The following is a 25651-nucleotide window of genomic DNA, read 5'->3' as shown; positions in this document are numbered from 1 at the left end:
ATGAATAAAATGACAATTGTAGTATTGCTGTCAGTCTTGCTGTTTTCTGCATGCGAATCGAGTAAAAGCGTTGACTTGTTATCACCCAATGGTGAAATTGCTTTCAATCTGGAAGTGAATGAGAATGGACAGGCGTTTTATAAGCTTCAAACCAATAAAAATCAAATATTCTCTGATTCAAGATTAGGGATGGAATTGCGGGAAGATTTTTTGTTTACCGATGGCTTGCGAATTATTAATGTAGTAAGAAATGAAAAGAATGAGAATTGGAAACCAGTTTGGGGACCAAATGATAGCATACTCGAAAAGTACAATGAGCTAATAGTTTCCTTAAAAAATCATGAAAATAAAGATTTGAAGTTATACGTGCGTTTATTCGATGATGGATTAGGTTTCAGATATGAAATCCCTCAGCAAAATGGCATCGATAGTATTAACATTACTAAGGAATTAACAGAATTCAATTTTGCTAAAAATGGAACAGCATGGTCGATTCCTGCAAATTTTGATTCTTATGAAATGCTTTATAGAACTACCCAATTAAGCGAAGTACCAGATGCGAATACACCAATTACGGTAAAAATGGAATCGGGTTATTACGTGAGTATTCATGAGGCAAACCTGACGAATTATGCAGGAATGACTTTGAAGAATACGGGTAGCACTAATTTTCAAGCGAATTTGGTTCCTTGGCCCGATGGAGTGAAAGTAAAAGCAAAAGGTTCATTACTGTCTCCATGGAGAACAGTAATGCTATGCAAAAATGCGGCAGGCTTAGTTGAATCGAATTTAATTCAGAATTTGAATGAGCCTTGTGCAATTCCAGATACGAAATGGATTCAACCCATGAAATATGTTGGTATTTGGTGGGGAATGCATTTGGGGGTTGAAACCTGGACTCCGGGGCCAATTCATGGAGCGACAACCACAAATATGAAAAAATACATTGATTTTGCTGCTAATAACAATATTCAGGCAGTTTTGGCCGAAGGTTGGAACACAGGCTGGGAAAATTGGGGGAAGCCAAAGGCATTCGATCAGGTAACATCTTATCCCGATTTCGATTTTGATGAAATTGTGAGCTATGCAAAGTCAAAAGGCGTTGAACTGATAGGACATCACGAAACAGGCGGAGATTATATCTTTTATGAAGAAAGTATGGATAAAGCCTTTTCAAAATTGCATGATAATGGCATTCGGGTAGTGAAAACAGGATATGCCGGACCAATTCCTAACGGTCAGTTTCATCACGGACAAAAAATGGTACAACATTATCGAAAAGTAGTGGAAACTGCGGCCAAATATCATTTGATGGTGGATGCACATGAACCAATAAAAGCGACAGGAATCAGCCGTACTTATCCAAACATGATGACACGCGAAGGAGCCCGGGGAATGGAATGGAACGGATGGAGTGAGGGAAATCCGCCGGAGCATCATGTTATTTTGCCATTTACCCGTTGTTTGGGTGGACCAATTGATTACACGCCTGGAACTTTTGATATTTTGTACAAAAACCGAAAGGATTACATTAAATGGAACAGCAACGACAAAGGCAATAGCCGGGTAAATACCACCTTAGCGAAGCAATTGGCTTTGTGGGTTTGTTTGTACAGTCCTTTGCAAATGGCTTCTGATATGATCAGTAATTACGAAGATCAGCCGGCTTTTCAGTTTTTTGTGAATCTGCCGGCAGATTTCGAAGAATCTAAAGTATTGGTAGCAGAAATCGGAGATGTATATGCTGTTGCCCGTCGAAAAGGTTCGAATTGGTACATTGGTGCGATTACCGATGAAAATACCAGAGAAATTGATTTGGATTTAGGCTTTTTGGATGCTGATAAAAAGTACGAAGCAACCATTTATTCTGATACAGATAACACTAGCTTAAGTGACAATCCAACCGAAATAAAAATCTTTAAAAAAGCAGTCGACAGCAAAACAAAATTGCATGTGAAAATGCAGAATAGTGGAGGACAGGCTATCGAAATTAGAGAAGCTAAAGGATAAATTTTTAAACAGTTTCTAAGTCTTTGGTTATTTTTATAAGGATTAATGAATGTAACGAGTGATTAATCTTAAAATTAATCTGCTTTTAATCCATAAAGCTTTTATTTGACTAATAGATTAGAAATTAGTAACCGTTCGGGGAAGAGCTTGGCTGGCCCAATTCCCGTTCGGTATTATTTTAATTTAGAATTACAACCTAACAAAACTCAACTTGATGAAGCGCTTATCAGGAATTTTGATTCTGTTTTTTCTAAGCATAAATGGTTTTGCTCAATTTGTCGATTACGTAAATCCATTTATTGGAACGACTAATTTTGGTACCACAAATCCGGGAGCAATTGTACCACGGGGAATGGTCTCAGTAAGTCCGTTTAATGTTTCCGGATCCGATTTGAATACCTACGACAAAGATGCCCGATGGTGGTCAACACCATATTCCTGGGATAATTCTTTTCTTACCGGATTTTCACATGTAAACCTAAGTGGTGTTGGTTGTCCCGATTTGGGCGTTATTTTATTGATGCCAACTACCGGTGAAGTGAATGCAGATCATAAAGCATACGGATCTATCATGAAAAATCAGGTGGCGACACCAGGTTATTATGCCACCGACTTGGAAAAGTATGGAATTAAAGCAGAGCTGAGCTCTACCAAAAGAACCGGTATCAGTCGCTATACTTTTCCAAAAGGGAAATCGAATGTACTTTTAAATTTAGGTTTGGGTTTAACCAACGAAACGGGTGCAAAGGTTCGGATCGTAAACAATCAGGAAATAGAAGGTTCCCGCATGACCGGAAGTTTTTGTTACAATGATGGTTCGGAACGTCCGGTTTATTTTGTGGCTCGCTTTAGTAAAAAGGCGGAAGAATTTGGGGTGTGGAAAAAAATGCCCGAAATGCAAGCGGAATCTGCCTGGAGCGATACCGATGGTCAGTTCAAATATTACAAAAACTACACACAGGAGTTATTTGGTGACGAAATTGGAGCTTATTTTACTTTCGATACCAACACGAACGAACAAATAATTGCAGAAGTTGGCGTATCATATGTAAGTATTGCCAATGCAAGAATGAATTTGGATGCTGAATCGAATCAGTTCGATTTTGAGAAAACAAGATTGCAGGCCGCACAGGTATGGAATAGTACTTTGAGCAGGGTAAAAGTGGAAGGCGGAACCGAAGACCAAAAAACAATATTTTACACCGCTTTGTATCACACGCAAATTCATCCAAACATCATAAACGATGTAAACGGACAATATCCGGCAATGGAATCTTTCGAAATTCGCGAGACCAAAGATTGCAATCGTTATACCGTATTTTCTTTGTGGGATACTTATCGAAATTTCCACCCATTAATGGCCTTGTTATATCCTCAGGAGCAGCAAGACATGGTTCGATCTATGGTGGACATGTATAAGGAAAGCGGATGGTTGCCAAAATGGGAACTGAATAGCAAGGAAACACACGTTATGGAAGGCGATCCGGCAATTCCGGTTATTGTTGATTCTTACTTGCGTGGATTAACAGATTTTGATGTAGAAGCTGCCTATTCTGCAATGGTGAAATCTGCAACGACTGAAGGGAAAAATAACAAACTGCGCCCAGATATCGATCATTATTTAGCAAAAGGATATGTGCCTTTGGTTGAGGAGTTTGACAACTCGGTTTCTCATGCTTTGGAATACTATATTGCCGATTGGAATTTGGCACAATTCACCAAGGCTCTTGATAAAAAGGAGGATTACAAGAAATTCCTGAATCAATCTCTTCGTTACAAAGAATATTTCGATCAGAAATTCGGAATGATTCGCCCTCGCTTGGGAAATGGTGATTTCTTAACAAATTTTGATCCAAAACAAGGCGAAAACTTTGAACCAAGCCCAGGCTTTCACGAAGGAACAGCATGGCAATATACCTTTTGTGTTCCGCACGATATAAAAGGCCTGACCCAATTAATGGGAGGGAAGAAAAATTTCGTAAACAAATTGCAGATGGTTTTTGACGAAGGATTGTTCGATATGGCGAATGAACCAGATATTCACTATCCATACTTATTCAACTATACCAAAGGTGAAGAGTGGAGAACGCAAAAAGAAGTTCACCGATTAATCGATACGTATTACAAAAATGCTCCTGATGGCATACCTGGGAATGACGACTGCGGCACCTTATCTGCATGGGTAATCTACAGCATGATGGGAATATACCCTGTTTGTCCGGGAGATACCGATTATGCTATTACAAGCCCTGTTTTCGATAGAATAACCATACAGCTCGATCCCGAATTTTATTCAGGAAAAACTTTTGAAATCATTACACATCGTAAGAATAAAGGCGATTTGTTTATTGATAAAATGATGATTAATGGAAAGAAACAAAACTCTTATTTCATTAATCACAAAGCAATAAGCGAAGGAGGAAAACTGGAATTTTTTCTAAAAAAATAAAACCTAATAACACCTGTTAAATACTAATGTCAAAAACCAATAACAAACCAAAACATCCGGCTACTTGGATTCCCACTGCATATTTTGCGATGGGCTTACCATTTGTTGCTATTGCTCAAGCATCCGTGCTTATGTTTAAGAGTTTCGAAATTTCCGATTCGTTAATTGCATTTTGGACCTCGCTCATCATGTTGCCTTGGACATTAAAACCACTATGGAGTCCAATATTGGAAATGTTTAAAACAAAAAAGCATTTTGTTGTAGCAACGCAACTTGTAACAGGATTTACATTTGCTCTGGTCGCATTGGCCCTGCCATTGGATAGTTTTTTTACCTATTCTATTGCTTTATTAGCTGTTATCGCCGTTAGTGGTGCAACCCACGATATTGCTGCCGATGGAGTTTACCTAAGTGTTTTATCAGGAAAAGAACAAGCAAAATATATTGGATGGCAAGGTGCGTCGTATAACATTGCAAAAATTTTAACTGCTGGTGCTTTTGTTTATTTAGCAGGTATTCTCGAAGAACGTTTTGGTGTATTACATGCTTGGATGGCTGTTATGCTTACCTACTCAATAATAATGATTTCATTGGCTTTGTATCATATTAAAATGTTACCATCAGGAGGAAATGCAAGCAGCGAAGTTGCATCGTTAAATGAGGGATTTAAAACCTTGTGGGATGTTATAAAAACCTTTTTCCAGAAAAAACACATTGGTTGGTTTATTGTTTTTATCATCTTGTACCGATTTACCGAAGGCTTTGCCATTAAAATAGCTCCTTTATTTTTTAAAGCCACAATCGAAGATGGCGGTTTGGGACTTAGCACTTCGCAAATAGGACTTATTTATGGTGTATTTGGTTCTGCAGCTTTTGTTCTGGGGTCAATTTTAGCAGGCTATTATATTTCCGCGCGGGGATTAAAAAAATCTTTATTCACTCTTGTTTGTATTTTTAATGTTCAATTCATAATTTACGCTCTATTGGCCGTTTACCGCCCGGAAAGTATATTTCTAATTGGATCTGCAGTTGTGGTTGAATATTTTGTATATGGTTTTGGCTTTGTGGGGTTAATGTTGTTTATGATGCAGCAAGTTGCTCCGGGGAAATATAAAATGGCTCATTATGCATTTGCTACAGGTATCATGAATCTTGGCATTATGCTGCCGGGTATGTTAAGTGGTTTTATGAGCGATTGGTTAGGCTATAAGTTGTTTTTTATATGCATACTTGTTGTTATAATTCCGTCTCTGTTAGCCGCAAAATTTGTTCCTTTTGTTCATTCTGAAGAAAGCGAAGCAGATGAAAATAAAGTCTAATATCTATTAAATGAACTTATCTGTACTCGATTTATCCATAATTGTAGGATACATTATTTTAACCATATTCATTGGTTACTTTTTATCAACGAAAGCATCAAAAAACCTTTCCAATTACTTTTTGGGTGGAAACAAAATACCATGGTACATGCTTGGAATTTCGAATGCGTCGGGTATGTTCGATATCACCGGTACCATGTGGACGGTTACCATTTTGTTCGTTTATGGTTTAAAGTCATTGTGGATTCCATGGTTGTGGCCGGTTTGGAATCAAATTTTCCTGATGATGTTTATGGCTATTTGGTTACGGCGTTCGAATGTAATGACAGGAGCTGAGTGGTTGAAAACCCGTTTCGGTGATGGCAGAGGATCACAACTTTCGCATTTAATTGTTGTTCTGTTTGCTATTATTAGTGTAATTGGCTTTATAACCTACGGATTTGTCGGCGTTGGTAAATTTGCACAAACATTTTTTCCCTGGGATTTACACACCTCTGTTTTCGGACTAGGCATAAAATCGGAGAACATGTACGCCATAGTCATTATGGGATTAACCACTTTGTATGTTGTAAAAGGGGGAATGTATTCCGTAGTTTTTACCGAAGTTCTTCAGTTTGTAATTATGACCATTGCCTGTATCATGGTAGGTGTAATTGCGGTATCCTTAGTTACTCCGGAGCAGATTGCTGCAGCCGTGCCTGCAGGTTGGGCTGATATTTCTTTTGGCTGGACTCTTGATTTGGATTGGAGCAATCTAATTCCTGCAGTAAACCACAAAATTGATATCGACGGCTATAATTTATTCTCGGTTTTAATGATGATGATGATTTTTAAAGGGGTATTGGTGAGTATTGCCGGACCGGTTCCCAGTTACGACATGCAGCGTATACTTTCTACCGAAACACCTAAAGATGCCGCTAAAATGAGTGGAATTGTATCTTTGGTACTATTCGTTCCCCGTTATTTGATGATTGCGGGGCTGGCAGTATTGGCATTGGTTTATCTGGCTCCCGAATTCAATAAGATGGGCAATAATATCGATTTTGAAATGGTCTTGCCGTATGCCTTGAATAATTTTATTCCCGATGGAGCCAAAGGATTATTACTGGCAGGATTAATCGCGGCCTTCATGTCCACTTTTGCAGCAAATGTAAATGCCGGACCCGCCTATATTGTAAACGATATTTATAAAAAATTCATCAATCCGAATGCTTCTCAAAAGAAATACATTCGAATGAGTTATTTGTCATCATTCGCAGTTGTAATTGTAGGAATATTCTTCGGTTTTTTTGCCGAAAGTATCGATACCGTTATGAAGTGGTTGGTAGGAGCCTTGTTTGGCGGATATACCGCATCAAATCTTTTGAAATGGGTTTGGTGGAGATTTAATGGTTATGGCTATTTTTATGGAATGCTTGCCGGTTTAATAGCTTCGTTGGTGGCACCTCTTGTGTTTCCTGAGGTATCACCAATTTATGCCTTCCCGTATATTTTCCTATTTTCTTTTGCCGCATCGCTTATTGGTAGTTTGCTAACCAAACCTGAATCCGATGAAGTGTTAATTAAATTTTACGAAAGTGTTCGTCCATGGGGATTTTGGAAACCGGTTTACTTAAAGCTGAAAGCACAAAAACCAGAAGCAAAACCGAATAACGATTTCTTAAAAGACATGTTTAACTGTACCATTGGAGCAGGCTGGCAAATGATGTTGCCACTCATCCCAATTTATTTTGTGATCGGAAGGTATACTTCATTGTCATGGGTCGCAGCATTATTCATAATTACGAGCATTATCCTATATTTCACTTGGTACAAAAAGCTCGAAGATTATCCTGCAGATTATAAGTATTGCAAAAAAGAAATCAACGAAGACTAAAACGATATTGAATAGAATTAAATTCATAAACAATAAAAAATGACTAGTAAAGCAAATATGCCTTGGGAAGACAGGCCGGAAGGATGTAAGGATGTGATGTGGAGATTTTCTCAAAATCCTGTTATTGGAAGGTACGACATACCAACATCCAACAGTATTTTTAATAGTGCAGTAGTTCCTTTCGGGGAGGGCTTTGCCGGAGTATTCCGTTGCGATAATAAATCGGTGCAAATGAATATTTTTGCCGGTTTCAGTAAAGATGGAATCAATTGGGACATCAATCACGATCCCATTCAAATGGTTGCAGGCAACACCAATATGATCGATTCCGATTACAAATACGATCCCCGTGTTTGTTGGATCGAAGATCGCTATTGGATTACCTGGTGCAACGGGTACCACGGACCAACAATCGGGATCGCTTACACCTTCGATTTTAAGACATTTCACCAGTGCGAAAATGCATTTTTACCATTCAACCGTAACGGCGTTTTGTTTCCTGAGAAAATTGATGGAAAATACGCAATGCTAAGCCGCCCAAGCGATAACGGACACACACCTTTCGGTGATATTTATATCTCTTACAGTCCCGATATGAAATATTGGGGAGAGCACCGTTGTGTAATGAAGGTATCAAATTTCACCGATAGTGCATGGCAGTGTACCAAAATTGGAGCCGGTTCAGTTCCTGTCCGCACCAACGAAGGTTGGCTGATGTTTTACCACGGGGTAATCAATACCTGCAACGGATTCCGTTATTCGATGGGAGCAGCCCTTCTCGACCTCGAAAATCCCGATAAGGTCTTGTACCGTTCTCAACCCTATTTATTGGCTCCGGCAGCACCTTACGAGTTGGTTGGCGATGTGCCTAATGTGGTATTCCCATGTGCCGCATTAACCGAAGGAAATAAAGTTGCCGTTTATTACGGCGCTGCAGATACCGTAGTCGGAATGAGTTTCGCCTACATCGATGAAGTAATCGATTTTATTAAGAAGAACTCATTATAGTTAAGTTAGTTTTGATTTTGAAGGGTCAGTATTTCCAGATACTGGCCTTTTTTTTTGGCGTTCCCTTCGGGCGGGCTTTCTATTACAACTACTCGCTCGTTCCTCGCTGTGGGGTTTCCATTTCAATCCCTAACGCATTCTCAAAATAAAAATACCCGTCATTGACTCTAAGCAAGCCAAACATGTCAGGGTATGACTTGATCCAAAATCTAAATATTAGACAGTAAATTCAGAAAGAGCTTCGGTACTCTGTACCTATTTTTTTGGCGTTCCCTTCGGGCGGGCTTTCTATTACAACTACTCGCTCGTTCCTCGCTGTGGGGTTTCCATTTCAATCCCTAACGCATTCTCAAAATAAAAATACCCGTCATTGACTCTAAGCAAGCCGAGCATGTCAGGGTATGACTTGATCCAAAATCTAAATATTAGACAGTAAATTCAGAAAGAGCTTCGGTACTCTGTACCTAATTCACTATCGTATAAATTAATCTACAAAGACTGCGCAACTCTGTTGCTAACTATTCTTTCAGGGATGTAGTATTTAATCGCGGAGTTTGGCAAAGCCCGTTGCTATTTATTCAGGTACGTAGTAAGCAGTATTTGCAGCAACAAATCATCAAAATATCAAAAGGTGCAGCGCACCGCAGCCTAAATAAAAAGCTGGCTGAGCATATTGAGTTCTTTTTAGACCTGACTGGTTTTCAAAAACAGTCAGGTCTGAACTATTAAATCTTCTTTTTTTTCTCAGCTTGATTGTTCCACCTTACATTCTTCCATTTCTGTTGTTCTTCTTTCGATAAAAAAGTCCAGGCAACAATCCGGCTCTTTTTGTTTCCTTGTCCCATAGGTAAGGTTTCTACTTTAACAGCATCAGCCGCTTCAAGAGCTTGGTAAACACTCTTAAGGTTAGATTCTTTCGAGATAAGTGTAGAAAACCAAAAACACGATTTCGCAAATTTCTTACTCTGATTAATCATATTTCTAACAAAGCGTTCTTCGCCGCCATCGCACCACAATTCGTTGCTTTGTCCTGCAAAATTAAGACTTGGTTTCGTCACTTTTTCTGCAGAAAGGTTTCTTGTTTTACGCATGGTTCCTTCCAGAGCTTCTTTGGCCGAGGCATGAAAAGGAGGGTTGCAAATCGATAAATCAACCAGTTCATCCTTTGGAATAACACCGTAAAAATAATCTTTGGGATTCTCTTGAAGTACACATTTCACATTTCCCTTTAGCGAAGGATTCGAAGCGATAATTTTCTCAGCAGAATCAATAGCAACAGGGTCAATATCCGAACCAATAAACGACCATCCGTATTCATTGTTCCCAATAATAGGATAAATGCAATTCGCACCTACGCCAATATCTACGCAAGTAAATTTATTGCCTGCAGGAATTTTACCATAGTTGTTCTGTTGCAGCAAATCAGCAATATGATGAATGTAATCTGCTCTTCCCGGTATCGGAGGGCACAGGTAATTTTCAGGGATATCCCAATTAGTCAATCCATAAAAATGCATGAGCAATGCTTTGTTCAACATTTTTACCGCATCCGGATTCGCAAAATCAATCGATTCATCCTCGTACTTGTTCAGAATAACAAATGGAGCTAATTCCGGACAAGTTTCCACCAGTTGTTTAAAATCGTAGCGGTTACGATTTTTATTTCTGGGATGCAAACTGGGTTTCTCTTTTGGGTGTTTTCTCTTCTTATCTGGCATAGATATAATTCTCTAATTTGAATCTGCTAAATTAGAACATTAATGGAAGAAAGTCGCCTTTATTCCAAAATTGGAAATCCATTTTTTTAATTGTGTCAATAAAAGAACTTTTAAGATTGGAAATTAGATGTTGAATCTGATTCATAACTTGACATTTTTGCAAGACAGACTAATAAAAACAATGCAACCAGCAGATCAATAGTGAAACAGAAGTCCTTACTGTAAGAAGCTTGGTGATGTTTCGGGCAGCGGGATTTTCTTCTTTTATTAACAGTAATTTTTTGAGGCCGAAGCCAAAACTTTTGGGTTCAATCGAGGTTCGAACCATGCTGTGCCGTGTCTTTTTTGAGTGAAAGGGTGGTTCGAGCCACGATGAGGTGTGGTATTTTTAGGTCCGTTCGAGTATCAAGGCACGCTTAGTCGTGGTTTTTTTGATGCAAACAGTGTCTCGATACTCGATTGAGGTGCTTCGATGCTTGATGTTGGAGCCTCGATACTCGATTGAGGTGTCTCGATGCTTGATGTTGGAGCCTCAATACTCGATTAAGGTGTCTCGATGCTTGATTTCGATGCTTCGATCCTTGATATTGAAGCACCGATGTTCGACTGAGATGTCTTGAGGCATAGGATTTGAGCTGTAAGAGGTCTGTTGAACAGATAAAAAAATGAGGCCGCCCTTTTGGGACAGCCTCATTTAATTATCTGTTAAAATATTTATTTCATTTTATATGCGTCGTTGTGAACGGCATTAATCGCTCTTCCCGAAGGATCGGCGTTGTTACGGAACGATGCATCCCAGGCTAAAGCATCAGGAGTACTACAAGCGATAGATGGTACTGAAGGTACACATGCTGCTGCTGTATCCGATGGGAAATGTTCTGAAAATATTGTTCTGTAGTAATATTCTTCCTTCGACAGTGGAGGATTCACAGAAAAACGAAATTTGGCATTTGCCAATTGTTCATCAGAAACCTTTTTCTCTGCAACTTCTTTCAAAGTATCAATCCAACTGTAACCCACACCATCAGAGAATTGTTCCTTTTGTCTCCAGGCTACACTTTCAGGCAAATAGTCTTCGAATGCTTTACGCAGCACCCATTTTTCCATTTTACCATCTTTAGCCATTTTATCTTCCGGGTTAATTCTCATTGCAATATCAAGGAATTCTTTGTCCAGAAACGGCACACGGCTTTCAACACCCCATGAGCACATCGATTTATTCGAACGTAAACAATCGTAAAGGTGAAGTTTATTTAATTTTCGAATGCATTCTTTGTGAAATTCTTCCGCATTTGGAGCCTTATGGAAATACAGGTATCCACCGAACATTTCGTCCGCACCTTCACCGGAAAGAACCATCTTAATTCCCATCGATTTAATCACTCTAGACATTAAATACATTGGGGTAGAAGCACGAACCGTAGTTACATCGTAAGTCTCCAAATGATAGATCACATCGCGGATAGCATCCAATCCTTCCTGAACAGTAAAAGTTACTTCATGGTGAATTGTATCGATATGATCAGCTACTAAACGAGAGGCTGCCAGATCAGGTGAACCTACCAATCCAATTGCAAATGAGTGCAATTGTGGATACCAGGCATCTTTCTGATCACCTGATTCAACACGCTTACTGGAATATTTTTTTGCAATAGCCGAAATTACAGATGAATCCAAACCACCCGAAAGTAATACTCCATAAGGTACATCAGACATCAACTGACGATGAACAGCATCTTCTAATCCTTTGCGAAGGGCAGCCATATCTGTTTTGTTGTCTTTTACATTTTCGTAATCTTTCCAGTCACGCTGATACCAATCTTTAACAACGCCGTCTTTGCTGTATAGAAATTTTCCAGGAAGAAATTCTTCAATTTTATTGCAATAACCTTCTAATGCTTTTAGTTCCGATGCCACGTAGTAGTTACCATACTTGTCCCATCCCTGATACAATGGAATTATTCCCATATGATCCCGTCCAATAAGGTAACAATTGTTCTTTTTGTCGTATAAGGCAAATGCAAAAATACCATTTAAATCATCGATAAAATCGATACCTTTTTGTTGATATAGGGCAAGAATTACTTCGCAATCTGATTTTGTCAGGAACTCGTAAGAGTCTTTCATCTGATTTCGAATTTCCAGATGATTATAAATTTCACCATTAACAGCCAAAGCCAGATTACCGTCTTTGCTGTAAAGTGGTTGTCCTCCCGATTGAGGATCTACAATCGATAGTCTCTCATGAGACATAATCGCTTTTTCATCACAAAATATTCCAGACCAATCCGGACCTCTATGACGAATCTTTTTTGACATTTCTAAAATTTGAGGGCGCAGCTCTTGAGCATCCATCTTCAAATCAAAAACTCCAACAAATCCACACATAAAAAATTGTTTAATAGTTATTTTATCAGCCTGTAAAAATATGGTTAAGCTGTTTAATCTTGGTACTAGTTGTCAAAAATACGATTTTCAATTTAGTTTCTACTATGTTTTAAGCTCTATATCTTTTGTGTATAGGTAGAAAAGATTATTTTTCCGAATTATTCTAAAATAAAGGCTGTTTATTGAATGGCCTGCTTATAATCGGGGGTAAAGGAGGAAATTAACATGGGAATAACAAAAAAGGACACCTTTTGAAGTGTCCTCATGCTTAATTTGTTTTATTTTCAAGCTCGTGATCGAGAAAGGTTTTAAGAGTGTCAATATCCAGCCGTTTGGCTATAATTTTTTTATCCTTGTCAAGCAGGTATATGGTTGGAGTGCTAAAAACATCATAATAAATTCTGAAATTGGTCTGATAGTGGGGATCGTAACAATTGATAAAATCAAATAAGTTTTTATCAGCAATAAAATTTTCCCATTCTTCTTTTTCGTTTTGAGTGCAGACAGCAAACACCTTTACACCCATTTGTTTGTACTTATCTAAAATATCAGTCTTTAATTTTGGAGTTGATGTTTTACAATGACCACATTCGGGTTCCCAAAAATATAAAATAGTGAACGGAGCTTCTACTTCGTGCAAACGAACAAACTCTCCTTCGGGCGTTTCCATTTTAAGATCCGGGGCTTTCATTCCAATTAAATTGTATTGAAGTTTTATTACCCGCTCGCGAATATTGGCAAGTAAAGTTGAATCGGCCCAATTAGCTTCTCCGCTTAAATAGTATTTTTTTGCCAGACTAACGAAAGCCGCATCCATTCCCATAATCTTGCTTTTAACTGCATAGTTGAGAGAGTATTGTACCAGATATTGGAAGAATTCTTGATCAGATCGTGATTTTTCAATAATAGTAGTGGCTTCTTTTACAATTGTATCCGGACTTTGAACCAAAATTTTCTCATAAAAAAACTCCAGTTTATTTTTAAGAATTGGTGTTCTTAAAAAACGGTTGTCAGTGAAATCTACGTAATCGAAGTAATGATCTTTATTGTACAAGTATGATTTTTTTTTGATCTCCTGATCTCTGTCTGGAGTAGATTCAGGAATTTCCTTTGAAAAATCGGGAACTTTTGGTGATAAGGTCAACTGTGCAAATTTGGAAACAAAGCTTCCGTTGGGGTAATCCTGATTCAGTTTTTGAATGTATGCACGTACATCTTCATCTGCTTGTTTATAAGCTTCCTGATATTTCTCTTTTTCTTTCTCATTGTCCTTGTTTGCCTTGTATGCTTCCTGAATTTTTTTAGAATTCTCGTTTTGGGCTTTCATGAATTTTTGAAAGGAATGAAATGCTTCACTCTCTTTGGCACCGGTAATTTTAATCGTTTCTATAAAGCTAACTGGATCTGCTGATATGGCAAATTCCTGATCTTTACCAATTAACAGATCGAAATATTTTTGAGAAGGAAGATAGATGACATAAATGCCTTCATCCAATTGTTTCGCTTTACTAAATAAGCCTTTGCCATTAATTAATTGCGTAGTATCATCAGCAAATATTCTGCCGTCAAAATAATGGGCTAAATAAGCGGTGCTATCAGCACAGCCAATTAGGTTAACGTCAATATTGTATTTTTGTGCTTTGCTTGTAACAGAGGATAGCAGGCAAATACCCACACATAAAATAGTAATAAAATTTTTCTTCATTTTCATTATAATGTTGATAAGCATAATTGGAAGCGAAAATTACAAAACTTTTTTTAAAATGAAACGACCATGTTTAAATCATTCTAAACACAGGGGGATGATTATTGGTTCATGGTAAGTTCAATCTGACCATAAAATTAAAAATAGAAACAGATGAAATCAGCTTTGCATGAATTGCCGGCATATATATTTACTTATTTGTCTTGTTTTTTATTAGGTGTATTCGTATTGAATATGGAAGAACACAAATGTTGATCAATAGAATTACAATTTGGATGCATTTTTATGAATCAATACTATTGAAGATTACTGTGGCAGGTCAGATATTTTCTTATTTTTTCCAATAGCAGAGTTGCGTTAATTGGTTTGGAAATATAATCAGTACAACCAGCGGCAATACATTTTTCTTTTTCTTCAGCCATAGCATATGCTGTTTGGGCAATAACAGGAATGGATGGATGAGTTTTTCTGATTTTGTTCATTGCCTCAAAACCATTCATTACGGGCATATTAATATCAAGTAGTATCAAATCGGGTGTGTGTGAATTAATAAGATTTACTAATTCTTCACCATTCACAGCATGTTTTAATTTAACCTCTGTAGTCTGCAGCAACTCTTCAAGTAAAAGAAAAGATGAAATATTATCTTCAGCAATGTAAACAAGACATTCTGAAAGGTCTATACTATTTGTGATTTGAGGAGTCACTTTTTTTTCGATGACAGGTTTGTTTTGTTCGGATATTGGTATTGTAAAATGAAATGTACTGCCTTCGTTAACCTTCGATTCAATCCAGATTTCTCCTCCTAAAAGATGCACTAAACCTTTTACAATACTAAGGCCAATACCAGTTCCTTCTTGTAAATTTTGATTCTCAATTTGCCTGAATCGCTCAAAAATCATCTGAAACATTTCTGCTTGAATACCGAAACCTGTATCCTTCACATATAAATGAACCATCGAATCAACATGCGATATCGAATAACCAATTTCCACAAAGCCTTTTTCAGTGTATTTAAAAGCATTGGAAACCAGATTGTAAACAATTTGTCTGAATCGGGTAGGATCACAGGTTATATTTAGATTTTCAGTGTTTGGGGGGATGTTTAATTGAAGTGTAATATCACTTTTGTTTTTCACAATCTTAATCATGCTTTGAGACTCCTTAATTTCATAAAGTAATTCGTTCAAAAGACACGATTTCTTATTCACTTTTAGTTGGTTCGATTCAAGTTTTGAAACATCAATAATATCATCAATAATTCGAAGTAAGTGTTCACTGCTCGACTGAACTAATTTTAAAAATTTCTGTCTTCTTTCAAGGGTAAGACTTGGTTGACCTAATAAATCCGAGAAACCAATAATTGTATTCATTGGAGTTCGTATTTCATGACTCATATTTGCTAAAAAAGCTGACTTTAGATGATCGCTTTCTATGGCTTTTTCTTTCGCTTTTTCAAGCTCTATATTGGTTTTAAGAATTTCAGAATTAATTGTTTTATATTCTAGATTTAGCAACTCATATTCTTTATTTGTACTCTCAAGTTCAGCGTTTAATCTTAAGAACTCATCATTTTTTTGTTTTAATGCATGATCTGTTTTCTTACGCGATGTTATATCTGTTGTTGAAACATATGCAATAAACTTATCATTATGTCTGGTGTAAAAAAGTTTAATGATCACCTCAACAACTTCTCCTTCAAGTGTTTTTACTTTCGCCTCTTTTTCAAACGAGTTTTCACCATTGATAATAGCCAATAATTCCTCTTTAAAAACGGTAAGGGATTCCGGTAGAAATGTCAGTGCTAAATTCCCTATCAGATCTTCTTTTGATTTAGCTTTGTATAGATTCACCGTTGCTTGGTTAACATCAACAATAATAACCTGCTGAGCTAATTCAATTAATAATTCTGGGTGCTCATCAAAATAATTTTTGAAATCAGTTACTCCTTTAGCTTTAAGATCCTCTATAGTTAATATTAAAATTGTGAAATCCTCCTCCCAAAGAGATTCCGGGGAGTTTTCAAATAAGGCTTTGTACTTGTTCGTTGTCTCGCTTAATTCGGAGTTAAGCTTTGAAAGATCAGAGATGGCGGCTTCAAGATCACGTGTTTTGGTCTCAACTTCATCATGTAAAATTTTCTGTTCGGTAATATCAATAAAATATTCAATTACATGAGTGATTTCTTGATTGGAATTGAAAATTGGACTGGCATGAACCCAAATACTTTTGGTTTCACCCTTAATACTGACATTATTGAGTTTTGTTCTTATGGATTTTTTTTTCTCCAAAACCATATTCACAAAACATTTGCCATGGTTTTTTGCGGTGTAATTATTTGGATTGGAGAAAATAAGATTGCTGCAATTTTGATTCACAATAAAATTTGGATCATTTGAATCAATGACTCTATATGTATCTACTTCAATTATATAGTATGGGTAGGGTAAAGATTTAATTATTTCGTGATGCAAGTCATTCTTCATCTTAACTTCTCTAGATATATTTTAACCTTAAGATATTTAAAAAAATATATTCATAGTGCTTTTTGTAATGAAATAATTCATATTAATTTGGAATTCCAAATTCAGATATTCTTATGAGCTAATAAAAGTAATGACTGCAGAAGAAAAACACTTGTGCAGTCATCGTTTTTTATTTAATGAGTATGCTCTTCTTTTTTAAAATAGCATTCAGAATTTCTTCCTCTTCAATTTTTTTTGTGCAGAAGAACCAATCGTAGCAGTGCACATTTTCATCAATATTTTCCATTCGGTCTTTTGCAATGCCGCAAGATCCGGCAGGAGGAACAATCACTTCATCGCCCGGGCGCCAATCTGCCGGGGTTGCAACTGAAAATTTGTCGGCGGTTTGCAGCGCAATAACTACACGATAGATTTCATCAAAATTTCGCCCTAAGCTTAAAGGATAGTAAATAATTGTACGGATAATTCCATGTGGGTCGATGAAAAATACAGCACGAACAGCTTTTGTACTGTCCTCGCCAGGTTGAATCATGCCGTATTTATTTGCCACTTCCATCGTAATGTCTTCGATTAAAGGAAACTTGACTTCTATGTTTTTCATCCCTTTGTATTCAATTTTCTCCTTAATTGTTCTCAGCCAGGCAATATGGCTGTACAAACCATCAATTGATAAGCCTACTAACTCACAATTTGCTTCTTGAAATTGACTTTCCATGTTTGCAAAAGTCATGAATTCTGAAGTACATACAGGAGTGAAGTCGGCAGGGTGGCTAAACAGTATGACCCACGAGCCACTGTAGTCATTCGGGAAATGGATATTCCCCTGAGTACTAACGGCTCTAAATTCGGGAGCTTTATCACCGATACGTGGCATTGAAATTACACTTCTTTCATTCTTTTCTTCCATGATTCAAGATTTAAAGGGTGACTGTTTTTTTGATATTGCATTGAAATTGGAAGACCCGTAGCTTGCATTACAAGCTGTAAGATTTGCTCCAATAAAAAAATATCTTACCAATTCATACTATAAATTAACGAACTAAATTAGGTATGGGAGATAAACCAATACTGCCGATTCCTCAGGAGGGAATCTTAGGTGCTTGGAACAAATTTTCATTCATCCCCAGGTGTAGAATTAAAGTTAACTCATTGAATGGCGGATGTCAAGTTAAATGACTGATGGAGAGGTAATTTTAAATCAGTTTGAATAAGTTTAAACAGGGTAGGTTATTCTTTTACGATTAGAACAGGATCAATTTCAAGCCAATCGTATGCTTCCTCATGGGAATGAAAAACTTTCGCATTTTGAATTCGGATTTGAATTTCGAACAGCATAGCCATTGAGGTGTCATAAGATTCGCTTACAATAATGGCGCATTTATTTGCTATTAGACTGTACTTTTGGTATTCCTCAATATAATCATCCAAATCTTTGATATTCAGTATGACTTTTGCTTGTGTAAAATCGGCAATCACATTGTAGGTTTCATCAAATAAAGAATCTTCACGAGTGCATAATGTATGACGAATTAGATCATCCCATTTGAAATAACCGCAATAGTATTCATTAATCAGTTTTAAATCTGGAGATATTTTGTATTTGAATTTCATTCCTATTTCTTTTCAATTAAATATATGAAGATCAATTTAGTTAAGCAAAAATAAGGAGGGAACATTGGCTGAAGAGTTTTTATAAATAAAAAAAAGCTGCCCTAAAAAGAGCAACTTTTAATTGTAGTAGTAATGTTTATTTTTTAATTAGCCGAAATTTCTATCGTCCCAGCATCGGTAACTGAACCATTGCTTACTGCAATATCTTCAACTTCTTTTTCGGTGAATCCATCAACAGGCATTAAATCAATCTTGTATGTGCCTGCTTGCAATCCTTTAATAAGGAAACTTCCGTTTTCTTCGGCAATGGTCGAGATCGTATCCAAACCGATTATTGCATGAATAGTTGGAAGTGCTTCAGCTGGAGATATAGTTCCAGAAATGGCGCCACTTGTCGCTTCGTTAAAAGTTCTGATTACAGGTTTTAGTTTGTATTTGCCATTCCCTGTTGAAACAATAGAACGGGCAGCATCAAAATCTATCCATAATTTGTACTCAATTCCAGCTAAGAAATCATCGTGAATTTGAAATTTCAAACCAGAAGTCTGAGCAGAAGGAGTATCCAAATCATAAGAAACACCATCAATAACTACCGAGTTATTTGCGCCAAGAATCAAACGCATTTGAGAAACAGTGCCACTTGGCATTTCCTGATCTACCAAAAGAGTATCTAAACCGTTATTGAACTCCAATAAGTCATAAATACCAGCATTTAATAAATTCATTTCCTGCCATCCATCTTCTGTGTTTTCATCGTTTGATGAATGAAATTGAATAGCCTGAATATCAATATTAACTTTATCGTATTGTGCGGGAGCATCTGTTAATCTAATTTTTACAGGAGTTGTAAGTTTTACATTGTCATCGGAACATTGGATAAAAATCAATGATAAAATTACAAGACTGATTGCACTTAGTGATTTAAAAATCTTCATTGTGTGTTAAATTTTAATTAAAGTTTATTAACTGAAAACGTTAAAAAAATAATTTTGTTTCTTTTTAATGACTCGAGAAAGCCAATAAACGTGCCAGATATTACTCTTTATACAGTAAAATGTATGGTATCAATAAGATGATGAAAATTAAAATGGATCTAATATTTTGAAGACTGACAAAATATGGGGAAGTGTTCTACATGTTTTCCCCAATTCCTCAGTTAGTAAAAGGAGGAGAGCTTCCAAAATCATTTGATATTGTGTATATGTCCAATCAAAAGAAAACATCCCATTTTGTTGTTTTCTATATTTAGAATGGGAATTAAGTTCATTATAAAGTGCGATACGGCTTTTGCTTTTTCAGAAACACGAAGCATCCAGTTGCAAACTGGATATTTTATTAATCCATTTGTTTCGGAGTAATTTTAATTCCTCTGTTGATTCTTACCAATGAATTGTAATCGTTTGTGTGTTAAAAAAGTTTAAAAAAACTTGTTTTTTTAATCAGTATGGCTCAAAGTGAAGCGATTATTCATTAAGATTGCCATCCTCCTACATAAAGATTAAATCTATTATTAATTGCTCAATTTATATATTATGAAGAATTTACAACAATTGGTTCAGTGGACAAGATTTGGATTGGTTTCAGCATTTTTTATTGTTCTTATTGTTGAACTTGCTTTGGGAGTTGTGGCTATTAGTGGTGAATATTCAATTTTAAGTATTCATAAAAGTTTGAATATATCGATATGGAAGAACATATTGGGAATTTCTTTGATTATTGTGGAGATTATTATTTCGGAAATGATGTATAAAAAGAAATTGGAATATGTGGGCTTATTTGAGACTTTGGAAGAAAAGCTAAAATATTTCAGAAAAGCTTTTTCTTTTAAAATGTTATTTGGAGCTTTAACAGGAATTGTTGCTATGCTGGCCTATTCACTAACTGAAAATTTGATTTGGTTTTTACCATGGATCATGGCTTTGTACACCCTGAGTAAGTCCTTTCCGTTTAAGTGGACATTGGTACATGCCATGCAAATAGAAAATGAAGAAGACAGGGAATTATTCTAAGGTGAATCAATCTTGTACTCTATGATGAGTGCAGGGGATGAGGTTTTTTTTACTAGTAATTAAATATAAAAATAATTTTGTGACCTTAATGCTACTCTTCATATTCTTTGTGTCCCGGTATTTTTAGCCATCATTCTTAATTCTGAATTGATTAAGCTATCTTTGCGGACTATTTAAATTATTTGTTGTGGAAAACTTTAAGGAATTAGGTGTAAATAAAGATATTATTAAGGGATTAAACGATCTTAATATTATTAAGCCTACTCAAATACAAGCAGAAGTGATATCGGTACTTCTTCAGGCTAACACCGATTTAATTGGCCAGGCTCAAACTGGTACAGGCAAAACAGCAGCCTTCGGAATCCCTTTGCTGCACAGAATTAACACCAAGTCAGACAAGGTTCAAGGTTTGATTCTTTGTCCGACCCGAGAATTGGGACAGCAAATTGCCAAGCAATTGTTCAAGTTTACCAAGTACACCGATAAGATTTTTACTGAATCGGTTTATGGAGGAGAACAAATTGACCGACAAATTAGTGCTTTGCGTCGACCAACTCATATTATAGTTGCGACTCCAGGTCGGTTAATTGACTTGGTGAAGAGAAAAGCGGTTGATTTGAGCCATGTAAAGACGGTAATTTTGGATGAGGCGGATGAAATGATGAGCATGGGTTTTAAAACCCAGTTGGATGAGATTTTAACTCATCTGTCGCGTGTAGAAAACCGATGGTTGTTTTCAGCTACCATGCCTCAGGAAATTATGCAGATAATTAAAAGACATTTTTCTCCAGGCGCGCATAAAATTGAGGTGAGTGGACGAAATGTGGTGAACAAGAATATTCAGCATCAGTTCCTGATCTGCGAGGACAATGAAAAATTGAATATCCTGATTCAGTTTTTAAAATCGGAGCAAAAAAACAGGGGAGTGGTGTTTTGTAAAACCAAGGCTTCGGCACAGGTTTTGGCTAAGCAGTTAATTGCAAAAAACATTCCAACTGATGCCATTCACGGCGATTTAAAGCAAATAGAACGTGATAAGGTAATGCGTGCTTTTAAAAACGAAAGCCTGCGAATTTTGGTGGCAACAGATATTGCTGCCCGGGGTATCGATATTGTCGATCTTTCGTTTGTGGTACATTATGAATTGCCAGATAAAGAAGAGTATTACACACACAGAAGCGGACGAACTGCCCGTGCAGGTAAAGAAGGTGTTTCTCTGGCATTGGTGAATAACAAGGAGCTTAAAAACCTTCGTTATTTCCAAAAAACGTTAAACATCGCTTTCAATCAAATCAGACCGAGAAAATAAATAGCTCTTGTTCATGAAAATATATCAAAGAGATCTTGCTTGCAGGATCTCTTTTTTTTGTAAGATTATTTCACAGTCATAAAATTGCAGTAAACCTTTAACCAATGCTAGGTTAATACACATTTTTAGTCCCGTTAAAGTTCATTCTAAATTCAGACGGAGTACAGTCTTGTTTTTTCTTAAATATTCTATTGAAGTTGGAAATGTTGTTGAAGCCACAATCGAAACAAATTTCCGCGATGCTCTTGTTGGTTTCAATCAATAGCCGTGTAGCTATTCCCAAACGAATTTCGATAACAAATTCAACAAAAGATTTCCCTGTGCGTTGCTTTATCAAGCGACTAAATGATATTACTGACATGTTTACAAGTGTAGCTGCATCCTCAAGCTTAATTTTTTGCTGGAAATTGTCTTGTATGTATTTGTAGATCCGTTCAATTCTTTCACTATTGTGAAAATCATTCTGGCGGTGGAATGACATATTCGTAAGCAAATGTTGTTCTCTGGAAATGGCCAGATCATATAATAAGGACTGAAATGCTAAATAGCTGTCGAAACCTCTTTTCTGGCTAAGAGCAATCAGTTTTGGTTCCACCATTCTTGTCGTATCCTCTGAGAACAAAATACCTCTGTTGGCATTGTTGAGCAATTCCCGTATGGGTTTAAGCATATTTCTATTCAGAGTGTTATCATCAAATAATTCTCTCGGGAATTGTATTGTGATTTCATGCAGAAGTTCTTTACTGTCGTTTTTGTAATTTTCCCATCCATGATAAAGATTAGGACCTACCATAACTAATTCTTTGTTTTGGATTTCCCCAATGTGATCTCCAATGATTCTTTTCCCTCCTTTTGCCTTATGTATGTAGTTAATTTCGAATTCAGGATGGAAGTGAATTGGAAAGTTAAAAGCATTTCTTTCTCTATCAAATATTAGGAAACAATCGTTCTCTTGCAGAGGGGTAATTTCTCTGTGGATATGGTCTTTCATAGCTTGTTGTTTTATGCAAAACTACTTAAATTGATGTGATAGTACAACAAATAGTGATTGAATTGTACTATTTAAGATGAATATTTGGATTGTAGAGTTAAGTTTTGGTAAATGTATTGTGTGTTTTAGCTGTGTTTTCGGTTTTTTTGTTATTTGGTTGTTTTGTTATTCTATTGAATAAGAGTGATTTTTGTTTGTTTTTGGGTGTCGCATATCATTTTTATTAGAAATGATAATAAAGTATCATCTTACGATCGAAAAATACTTGGCTGAAGTGTGCAAACGATATAATTTTGAAATATAATTATTTAGAGAATTTTGTATAGATGAGAAAGTTGCCATTAAAAAGAGTATATAAAAATGATAATGTAATGATAATACCGAAAATAACAGCTGTTTTAGGTCTGTCTGTGTTAATGGCTTGCTCCCAAAAACCAGTTAAGAAAATCACCAATTCAATTGCAGAACAATTGAAATCTGTGAAAGGGAAAGGAATTCTTTTCGGGCATCAGGATGATTTGGTTTATGGAAAGAATTGGAGTTATGTGGATGGAGAGTCGGATGTGAAACGGGTTGCCGGAGATTATCCAGCCATATTCGGATGGGAATTAGGTGGTATAGAACTTCAACGCACGCACAATTTGGATAGTGTTCCTTTTTCGGACATGAAGCGATTGGCAATAAAAGGGTATTTAATGGGTGGAATCAATACGTTTAGCTGGCATCCTTTTTCGGTTGTTAATGGAGAAAGTTCATGGAATACCGAAAACGATGTCGTGAAGCATATTTTACCAAATGGATCACATCACAAGGAGTTTTTGATTCAATTGGATAGAGTTGCTGATTTCTTTAAATCCCTGAAAACAGATGATGGAATTGCAATGCCTTTTATTTTTCGTCCGTGGCACGAAATGGATGGCACTTGGTTCTGGTGGGGAACAAAAAACTGTACTGCAGAAGAAGTTAAGGAGTTATTTAGGTTTACCATAAACTATTTAAAAAACAAAAAAGGACTGACTCAAATGTTGGTTGCTTACTCTCCCGATCGAAATTTTACAACATTGGACGGATACCTTACATGGTATCCTGGTGATGATATTGTTGATATTATCGGAATGGACAATTATTACGATTTAAAAATACAGGATGGAGAAAAGGAGGCTGTTAAAAAATTACACTTGCTAATTGGTTATGCAAAAGAGAAGCACAAATTGGCAGCGCTTACAGAAACAGGCTTGGAGAATGTTTCTGATTCCTTGTGGTTTACTAAAAAGCTGGGCAAAGTGCTTGGTGATTCATTAATCAGCAAAGAATTAAGTTATGTAATGGTTTGGAGGAATGACCCAAAGGTTCATTTCTTTTTTCCATACGAAAATCATTCGTCAGCCACTGATGCCAGAAACTTTTTAGATCAACCTGAACTGCTTTTACTGAACGATTTTAATAAACTGAAAAATAAATAATTAAACTTTTGGTATGAATAAAGAGTTGTTTGCAGAACGAATAAAATTGATTCGTGAAAAACATGAAGAATTGTTGGGAAGAAGGAATGAAAAACTGTTTAGTACCAATGGAATATACAATCGGTATGCAAACCCTATTGTAACAAGAGATCATTTGCCATTGCAGTGGCGGTTTGATTTTAATCCAGATACCAACCCGTTTTTTATGGAGCGTATCGGGTTTAATGCAACATTTAATGCGGGTGCTGTGAAAATAGATGGCAAATACCTTCTTGCAGTTCGTGTTGAAGGAAACGATAGAAAGTCGTTTTTCGCAATTGCTGAAAGTCCAAATGGGGTGGATAATTTTAAATTTTGGGATCGTCCAATAAGCATGCCTCAAACTGAAGGTGAGGATACAAATGTTTACGATATGCGTTTGACTCAACATGATGATGGATGGATTTATGGCGTGTTTTGTACTGAAAGAAAAGATCCAAACGCACCGGATGGTGACACTTCAAGCGCAGTAGCTTCGGCTGGTATTGCCAGAACAAAAGATTTAGTGAGTTGGGAACGTTTGGCTGATTTAAAATCAACTTCAGGACAGCAGCGTAATGTTGTGTTATTTCCTCACTTAATTGAGGGAAAGTATGCATTTTTTACCCGTCCGCAGGATGGTTTTATTGATACAGGAAAAGGCGGAGGAATTGGTTTTGGTTTGTCAGAAACAATTGAAGATGCAGAAGTGAAAAATGAAATCATTGTTGATGCAAAAACCTACCACACCATTTACGAGGTGAAAAACGGATTAGGTCCGGCACCAATACGAACAAAAGATGGGTGGTTGCATCTGGCACACGGAGTTCGGAATACAGCGGCAGGATTAAGATATACCTTATACATGTTCATGACGGATCTGGAAAAGCCATGGGTGATTACTCACAAACCGCATGGTCATTTTATTGCTCCCTTGCAATCTGAGCGTGTAGGTGATGTTTCGAATGTAGTTTTTTCGAATGGATGGATTGCTGATGAAGATGGCAGTGTGAAAATCTATTATGCTTCTTCGGATACGCGTTTGCATATAGCAACATCAACTATTGATCAATTAGTTGGCTATTGCATTAATTCACCGCAAGATAAATTTCACTCACATCAATCTGTAAATACAATTAATGAATTAATTGATAAAAATCTAAATTTCTCAAATATGTTAATATGATAAAGTAATCTGCCCAAAGGCTATATTCCATGCCGGCCTACTAATGTTTAAAGACAAGATAATGCGCTGTTTCATCACTTATATTGTTTTTGTAACTGTTAAATA

Annotated in this window: 17 protein-coding genes; 9 read left to right on the top strand and 8 right to left on the bottom strand. The window is 36.6% G+C overall.

Features of this window, described 5'->3' with window-relative positions:
- Positions 1-9: 9 nt before the first annotated feature.
- From ACY0M5_RS14950 to ACY0M5_RS14930, 5 genes are all read left to right on the top strand, one after another.
- Complete coding sequence (locus ACY0M5_RS14950) at positions 10-2010, top strand: glycoside hydrolase family 97 protein (protein ID WP_461629689.1); 2001 nt, start codon at positions 10-12, stop codon at positions 2008-2010.
- A gap of 214 nt (positions 2011-2224) precedes the next feature.
- Positions 2225-4459, top strand: coding sequence for a GH92 family glycosyl hydrolase (locus tag ACY0M5_RS14945; protein ID WP_461629688.1), 2235 nt, complete (start codon positions 2225-2227; stop codon positions 4457-4459).
- A 26-nt stretch (positions 4460-4485) separates the two neighbouring features.
- Positions 4486-5778 (top strand): MFS transporter, encoded by a 1293-nt coding sequence (locus tag ACY0M5_RS14940; protein ID WP_124992814.1) that lies wholly within the window; start codon positions 4486-4488, stop codon positions 5776-5778.
- A gap of 10 nt (positions 5779-5788) precedes the next feature.
- Positions 5789-7654, top strand: coding sequence for a sodium:solute symporter family protein (locus ACY0M5_RS14935; protein ID WP_461629687.1), 1866 nt, complete (start codon positions 5789-5791; stop codon positions 7652-7654).
- 39 nt (positions 7655-7693) lie between these two features.
- On the top strand, positions 7694-8662 hold the full coding sequence (locus ACY0M5_RS14930) for a glycoside hydrolase family 130 protein (protein ID WP_461629686.1): 969 nt from the start codon (positions 7694-7696) through the stop codon (positions 8660-8662).
- Positions 8663-9387: 725 nt separating this feature from the next.
- Here the strand turns inward: ACY0M5_RS14930 and rlmF are convergent.
- From rlmF to ACY0M5_RS14895, 7 genes are all read right to left on the bottom strand, one after another.
- Positions 9388-10380 carry a 23S rRNA (adenine(1618)-N(6))-methyltransferase RlmF gene (gene rlmF, locus ACY0M5_RS14925; RefSeq protein ID WP_461629685.1) on the bottom strand — a complete coding sequence of 331 codons (993 nt, stop codon included), beginning with the start codon at positions 10378-10380 and terminating at the stop codon, positions 9388-9390.
- Positions 10381-11094: 714 nt separating this feature from the next.
- Positions 11095-12768: an asparagine synthase B gene (gene asnB / locus ACY0M5_RS14920; protein WP_461629684.1), complete on the bottom strand. Its 1674-nt coding sequence runs from the start codon at positions 12766-12768 to the stop codon at positions 11095-11097.
- Positions 12769-13036: 268 nt separating this feature from the next.
- On the bottom strand, positions 13037-14473 hold the full coding sequence (locus ACY0M5_RS14915) for a TlpA family protein disulfide reductase (protein ID WP_160463456.1): 1437 nt from the start codon (positions 14471-14473) through the stop codon (positions 13037-13039).
- A 296-nt stretch (positions 14474-14769) separates the two neighbouring features.
- On the bottom strand, positions 14770-16959 hold the full coding sequence (locus ACY0M5_RS14910) for a response regulator (RefSeq protein ID WP_461629683.1): 2190 nt from the start codon (positions 16957-16959) through the stop codon (positions 14770-14772).
- A gap of 169 nt (positions 16960-17128) precedes the next feature.
- Complete coding sequence (locus ACY0M5_RS14905) at positions 17129-17866, bottom strand: peroxiredoxin (RefSeq protein WP_461629682.1); 738 nt, start codon at positions 17864-17866, stop codon at positions 17129-17131.
- Positions 17867-18186: 320 nt separating this feature from the next.
- On the bottom strand, positions 18187-18570 hold the full coding sequence (locus tag ACY0M5_RS14900) for a hypothetical protein (RefSeq protein ID WP_461629681.1): 384 nt from the start codon (positions 18568-18570) through the stop codon (positions 18187-18189).
- Positions 18571-18713: 143 nt separating this feature from the next.
- A complete protein-coding gene (locus tag ACY0M5_RS14895; RefSeq protein ID WP_461629680.1) occupies positions 18714-19505 on the bottom strand; it encodes a DUF4382 domain-containing protein in 792 nt (263 codons plus the stop codon).
- 597 nt (positions 19506-20102) lie between these two features.
- Here ACY0M5_RS14895 and ACY0M5_RS14890 point away from each other — a divergent pair.
- Both ACY0M5_RS14890 and ACY0M5_RS14885 read left to right on the top strand, forming a co-directional pair.
- The gene (locus ACY0M5_RS14890; RefSeq protein WP_124992824.1) at positions 20103-20579 is read left to right on the top strand and encodes a hypothetical protein; all 477 of its coding nucleotides are present in this window, start codon (positions 20103-20105) and stop codon (positions 20577-20579) included.
- Between the two features lie 187 nt (positions 20580-20766).
- Entirely contained in the window at positions 20767-21888 is a 1122-nt protein-coding gene (locus ACY0M5_RS14885; RefSeq protein ID WP_461629679.1) for a DEAD/DEAH box helicase, read from the top strand.
- A gap of 112 nt (positions 21889-22000) precedes the next feature.
- Here ACY0M5_RS14885 and ACY0M5_RS14880 read toward each other — a convergent pair whose 3' ends face one another.
- Positions 22001-22879 (bottom strand): AraC family transcriptional regulator, encoded by an 879-nt coding sequence (locus ACY0M5_RS14880; RefSeq protein WP_461629678.1) that lies wholly within the window; start codon positions 22877-22879, stop codon positions 22001-22003.
- A gap of 371 nt (positions 22880-23250) precedes the next feature.
- On the opposite strand from ACY0M5_RS14880, the gene ACY0M5_RS14875 reads away from it, so the two are divergent.
- Both ACY0M5_RS14875 and ACY0M5_RS14870 read left to right on the top strand, forming a co-directional pair.
- Complete coding sequence (locus ACY0M5_RS14875) at positions 23251-24342, top strand: glycoside hydrolase family 26 protein (RefSeq protein WP_461629677.1); 1092 nt, start codon at positions 23251-23253, stop codon at positions 24340-24342.
- 13 nt (positions 24343-24355) lie between these two features.
- Positions 24356-25546: a glycoside hydrolase family 130 protein gene (locus tag ACY0M5_RS14870; protein WP_461629676.1), complete on the top strand. Its 1191-nt coding sequence runs from the start codon at positions 24356-24358 to the stop codon at positions 25544-25546.
- Positions 25547-25651 lie beyond the last annotated feature (105 nt).

The sequence above is a fragment of the Labilibaculum euxinicum genome, from assembly GCF_963678175.1.
Lineage (GTDB): Bacteria > Bacteroidota > Bacteroidia > Bacteroidales > Marinifilaceae > Labilibaculum > Labilibaculum euxinus.
This window is presented reverse-complemented; position numbering and strand designations above follow the sequence as displayed.

Excerpts from the sequence above, each read along its gene's own strand:
- ACY0M5_RS14915 (WP_160463456.1), bottom strand. The coding sequence starts at position 14,473 with ATGAAGAAAAATTTTATTACTATTTTATGTGTGGGTATTTGCCTGCTA.
- ACY0M5_RS14945 (WP_461629688.1), top strand. The coding sequence starts at position 2,225 with ATGAAGCGCTTATCAGGAATTTTGATTCTGTTTTTTCTAAGCATAAAT.
- ACY0M5_RS14905 (WP_461629682.1), bottom strand. The coding sequence starts at position 17,866 with ATGGAAGAAAAGAATGAAAGAAGTGTAATTTCAATGCCACGTATCGGT.
- rlmF (WP_461629685.1), bottom strand. The coding sequence starts at position 10,380 with ATGCCAGATAAGAAGAGAAAACACCCAAAAGAGAAACCCAGTTTGCAT.
- ACY0M5_RS14880 (WP_461629678.1), bottom strand. The coding sequence starts at position 22,879 with ATGAAAGACCATATCCACAGAGAAATTACCCCTCTGCAAGAGAACGAT.
- ACY0M5_RS14895 (WP_461629680.1), bottom strand. The coding sequence starts at position 19,505 with ATGAAGATTTTTAAATCACTAAGTGCAATCAGTCTTGTAATTTTATCA.
- asnB (WP_461629684.1), bottom strand. The coding sequence starts at position 12,768 with ATGTGTGGATTTGTTGGAGTTTTTGATTTGAAGATGGATGCTCAAGAG.
- ACY0M5_RS14870 (WP_461629676.1), top strand. The coding sequence starts at position 24,356 with ATGAATAAAGAGTTGTTTGCAGAACGAATAAAATTGATTCGTGAAAAA.
- ACY0M5_RS14910 (WP_461629683.1), bottom strand. The coding sequence starts at position 16,959 with ATGAAGAATGACTTGCATCACGAAATAATTAAATCTTTACCCTACCCA.
- ACY0M5_RS14935 (WP_461629687.1), top strand. The coding sequence starts at position 5,789 with ATGAACTTATCTGTACTCGATTTATCCATAATTGTAGGATACATTATT.
- ACY0M5_RS14950 (WP_461629689.1), top strand. The coding sequence starts at position 10 with ATGACAATTGTAGTATTGCTGTCAGTCTTGCTGTTTTCTGCATGCGAA.
- ACY0M5_RS14875 (WP_461629677.1), top strand. The coding sequence starts at position 23,251 with ATGATAATACCGAAAATAACAGCTGTTTTAGGTCTGTCTGTGTTAATG.
- ACY0M5_RS14890 (WP_124992824.1), top strand. The coding sequence starts at position 20,103 with ATGAAGAATTTACAACAATTGGTTCAGTGGACAAGATTTGGATTGGTT.
- ACY0M5_RS14940 (WP_124992814.1), top strand. The coding sequence starts at position 4,486 with ATGTCAAAAACCAATAACAAACCAAAACATCCGGCTACTTGGATTCCC.
- ACY0M5_RS14930 (WP_461629686.1), top strand. The coding sequence starts at position 7,694 with ATGACTAGTAAAGCAAATATGCCTTGGGAAGACAGGCCGGAAGGATGT.
- ACY0M5_RS14900 (WP_461629681.1), bottom strand. The coding sequence starts at position 18,570 with ATGAAATTCAAATACAAAATATCTCCAGATTTAAAACTGATTAATGAA.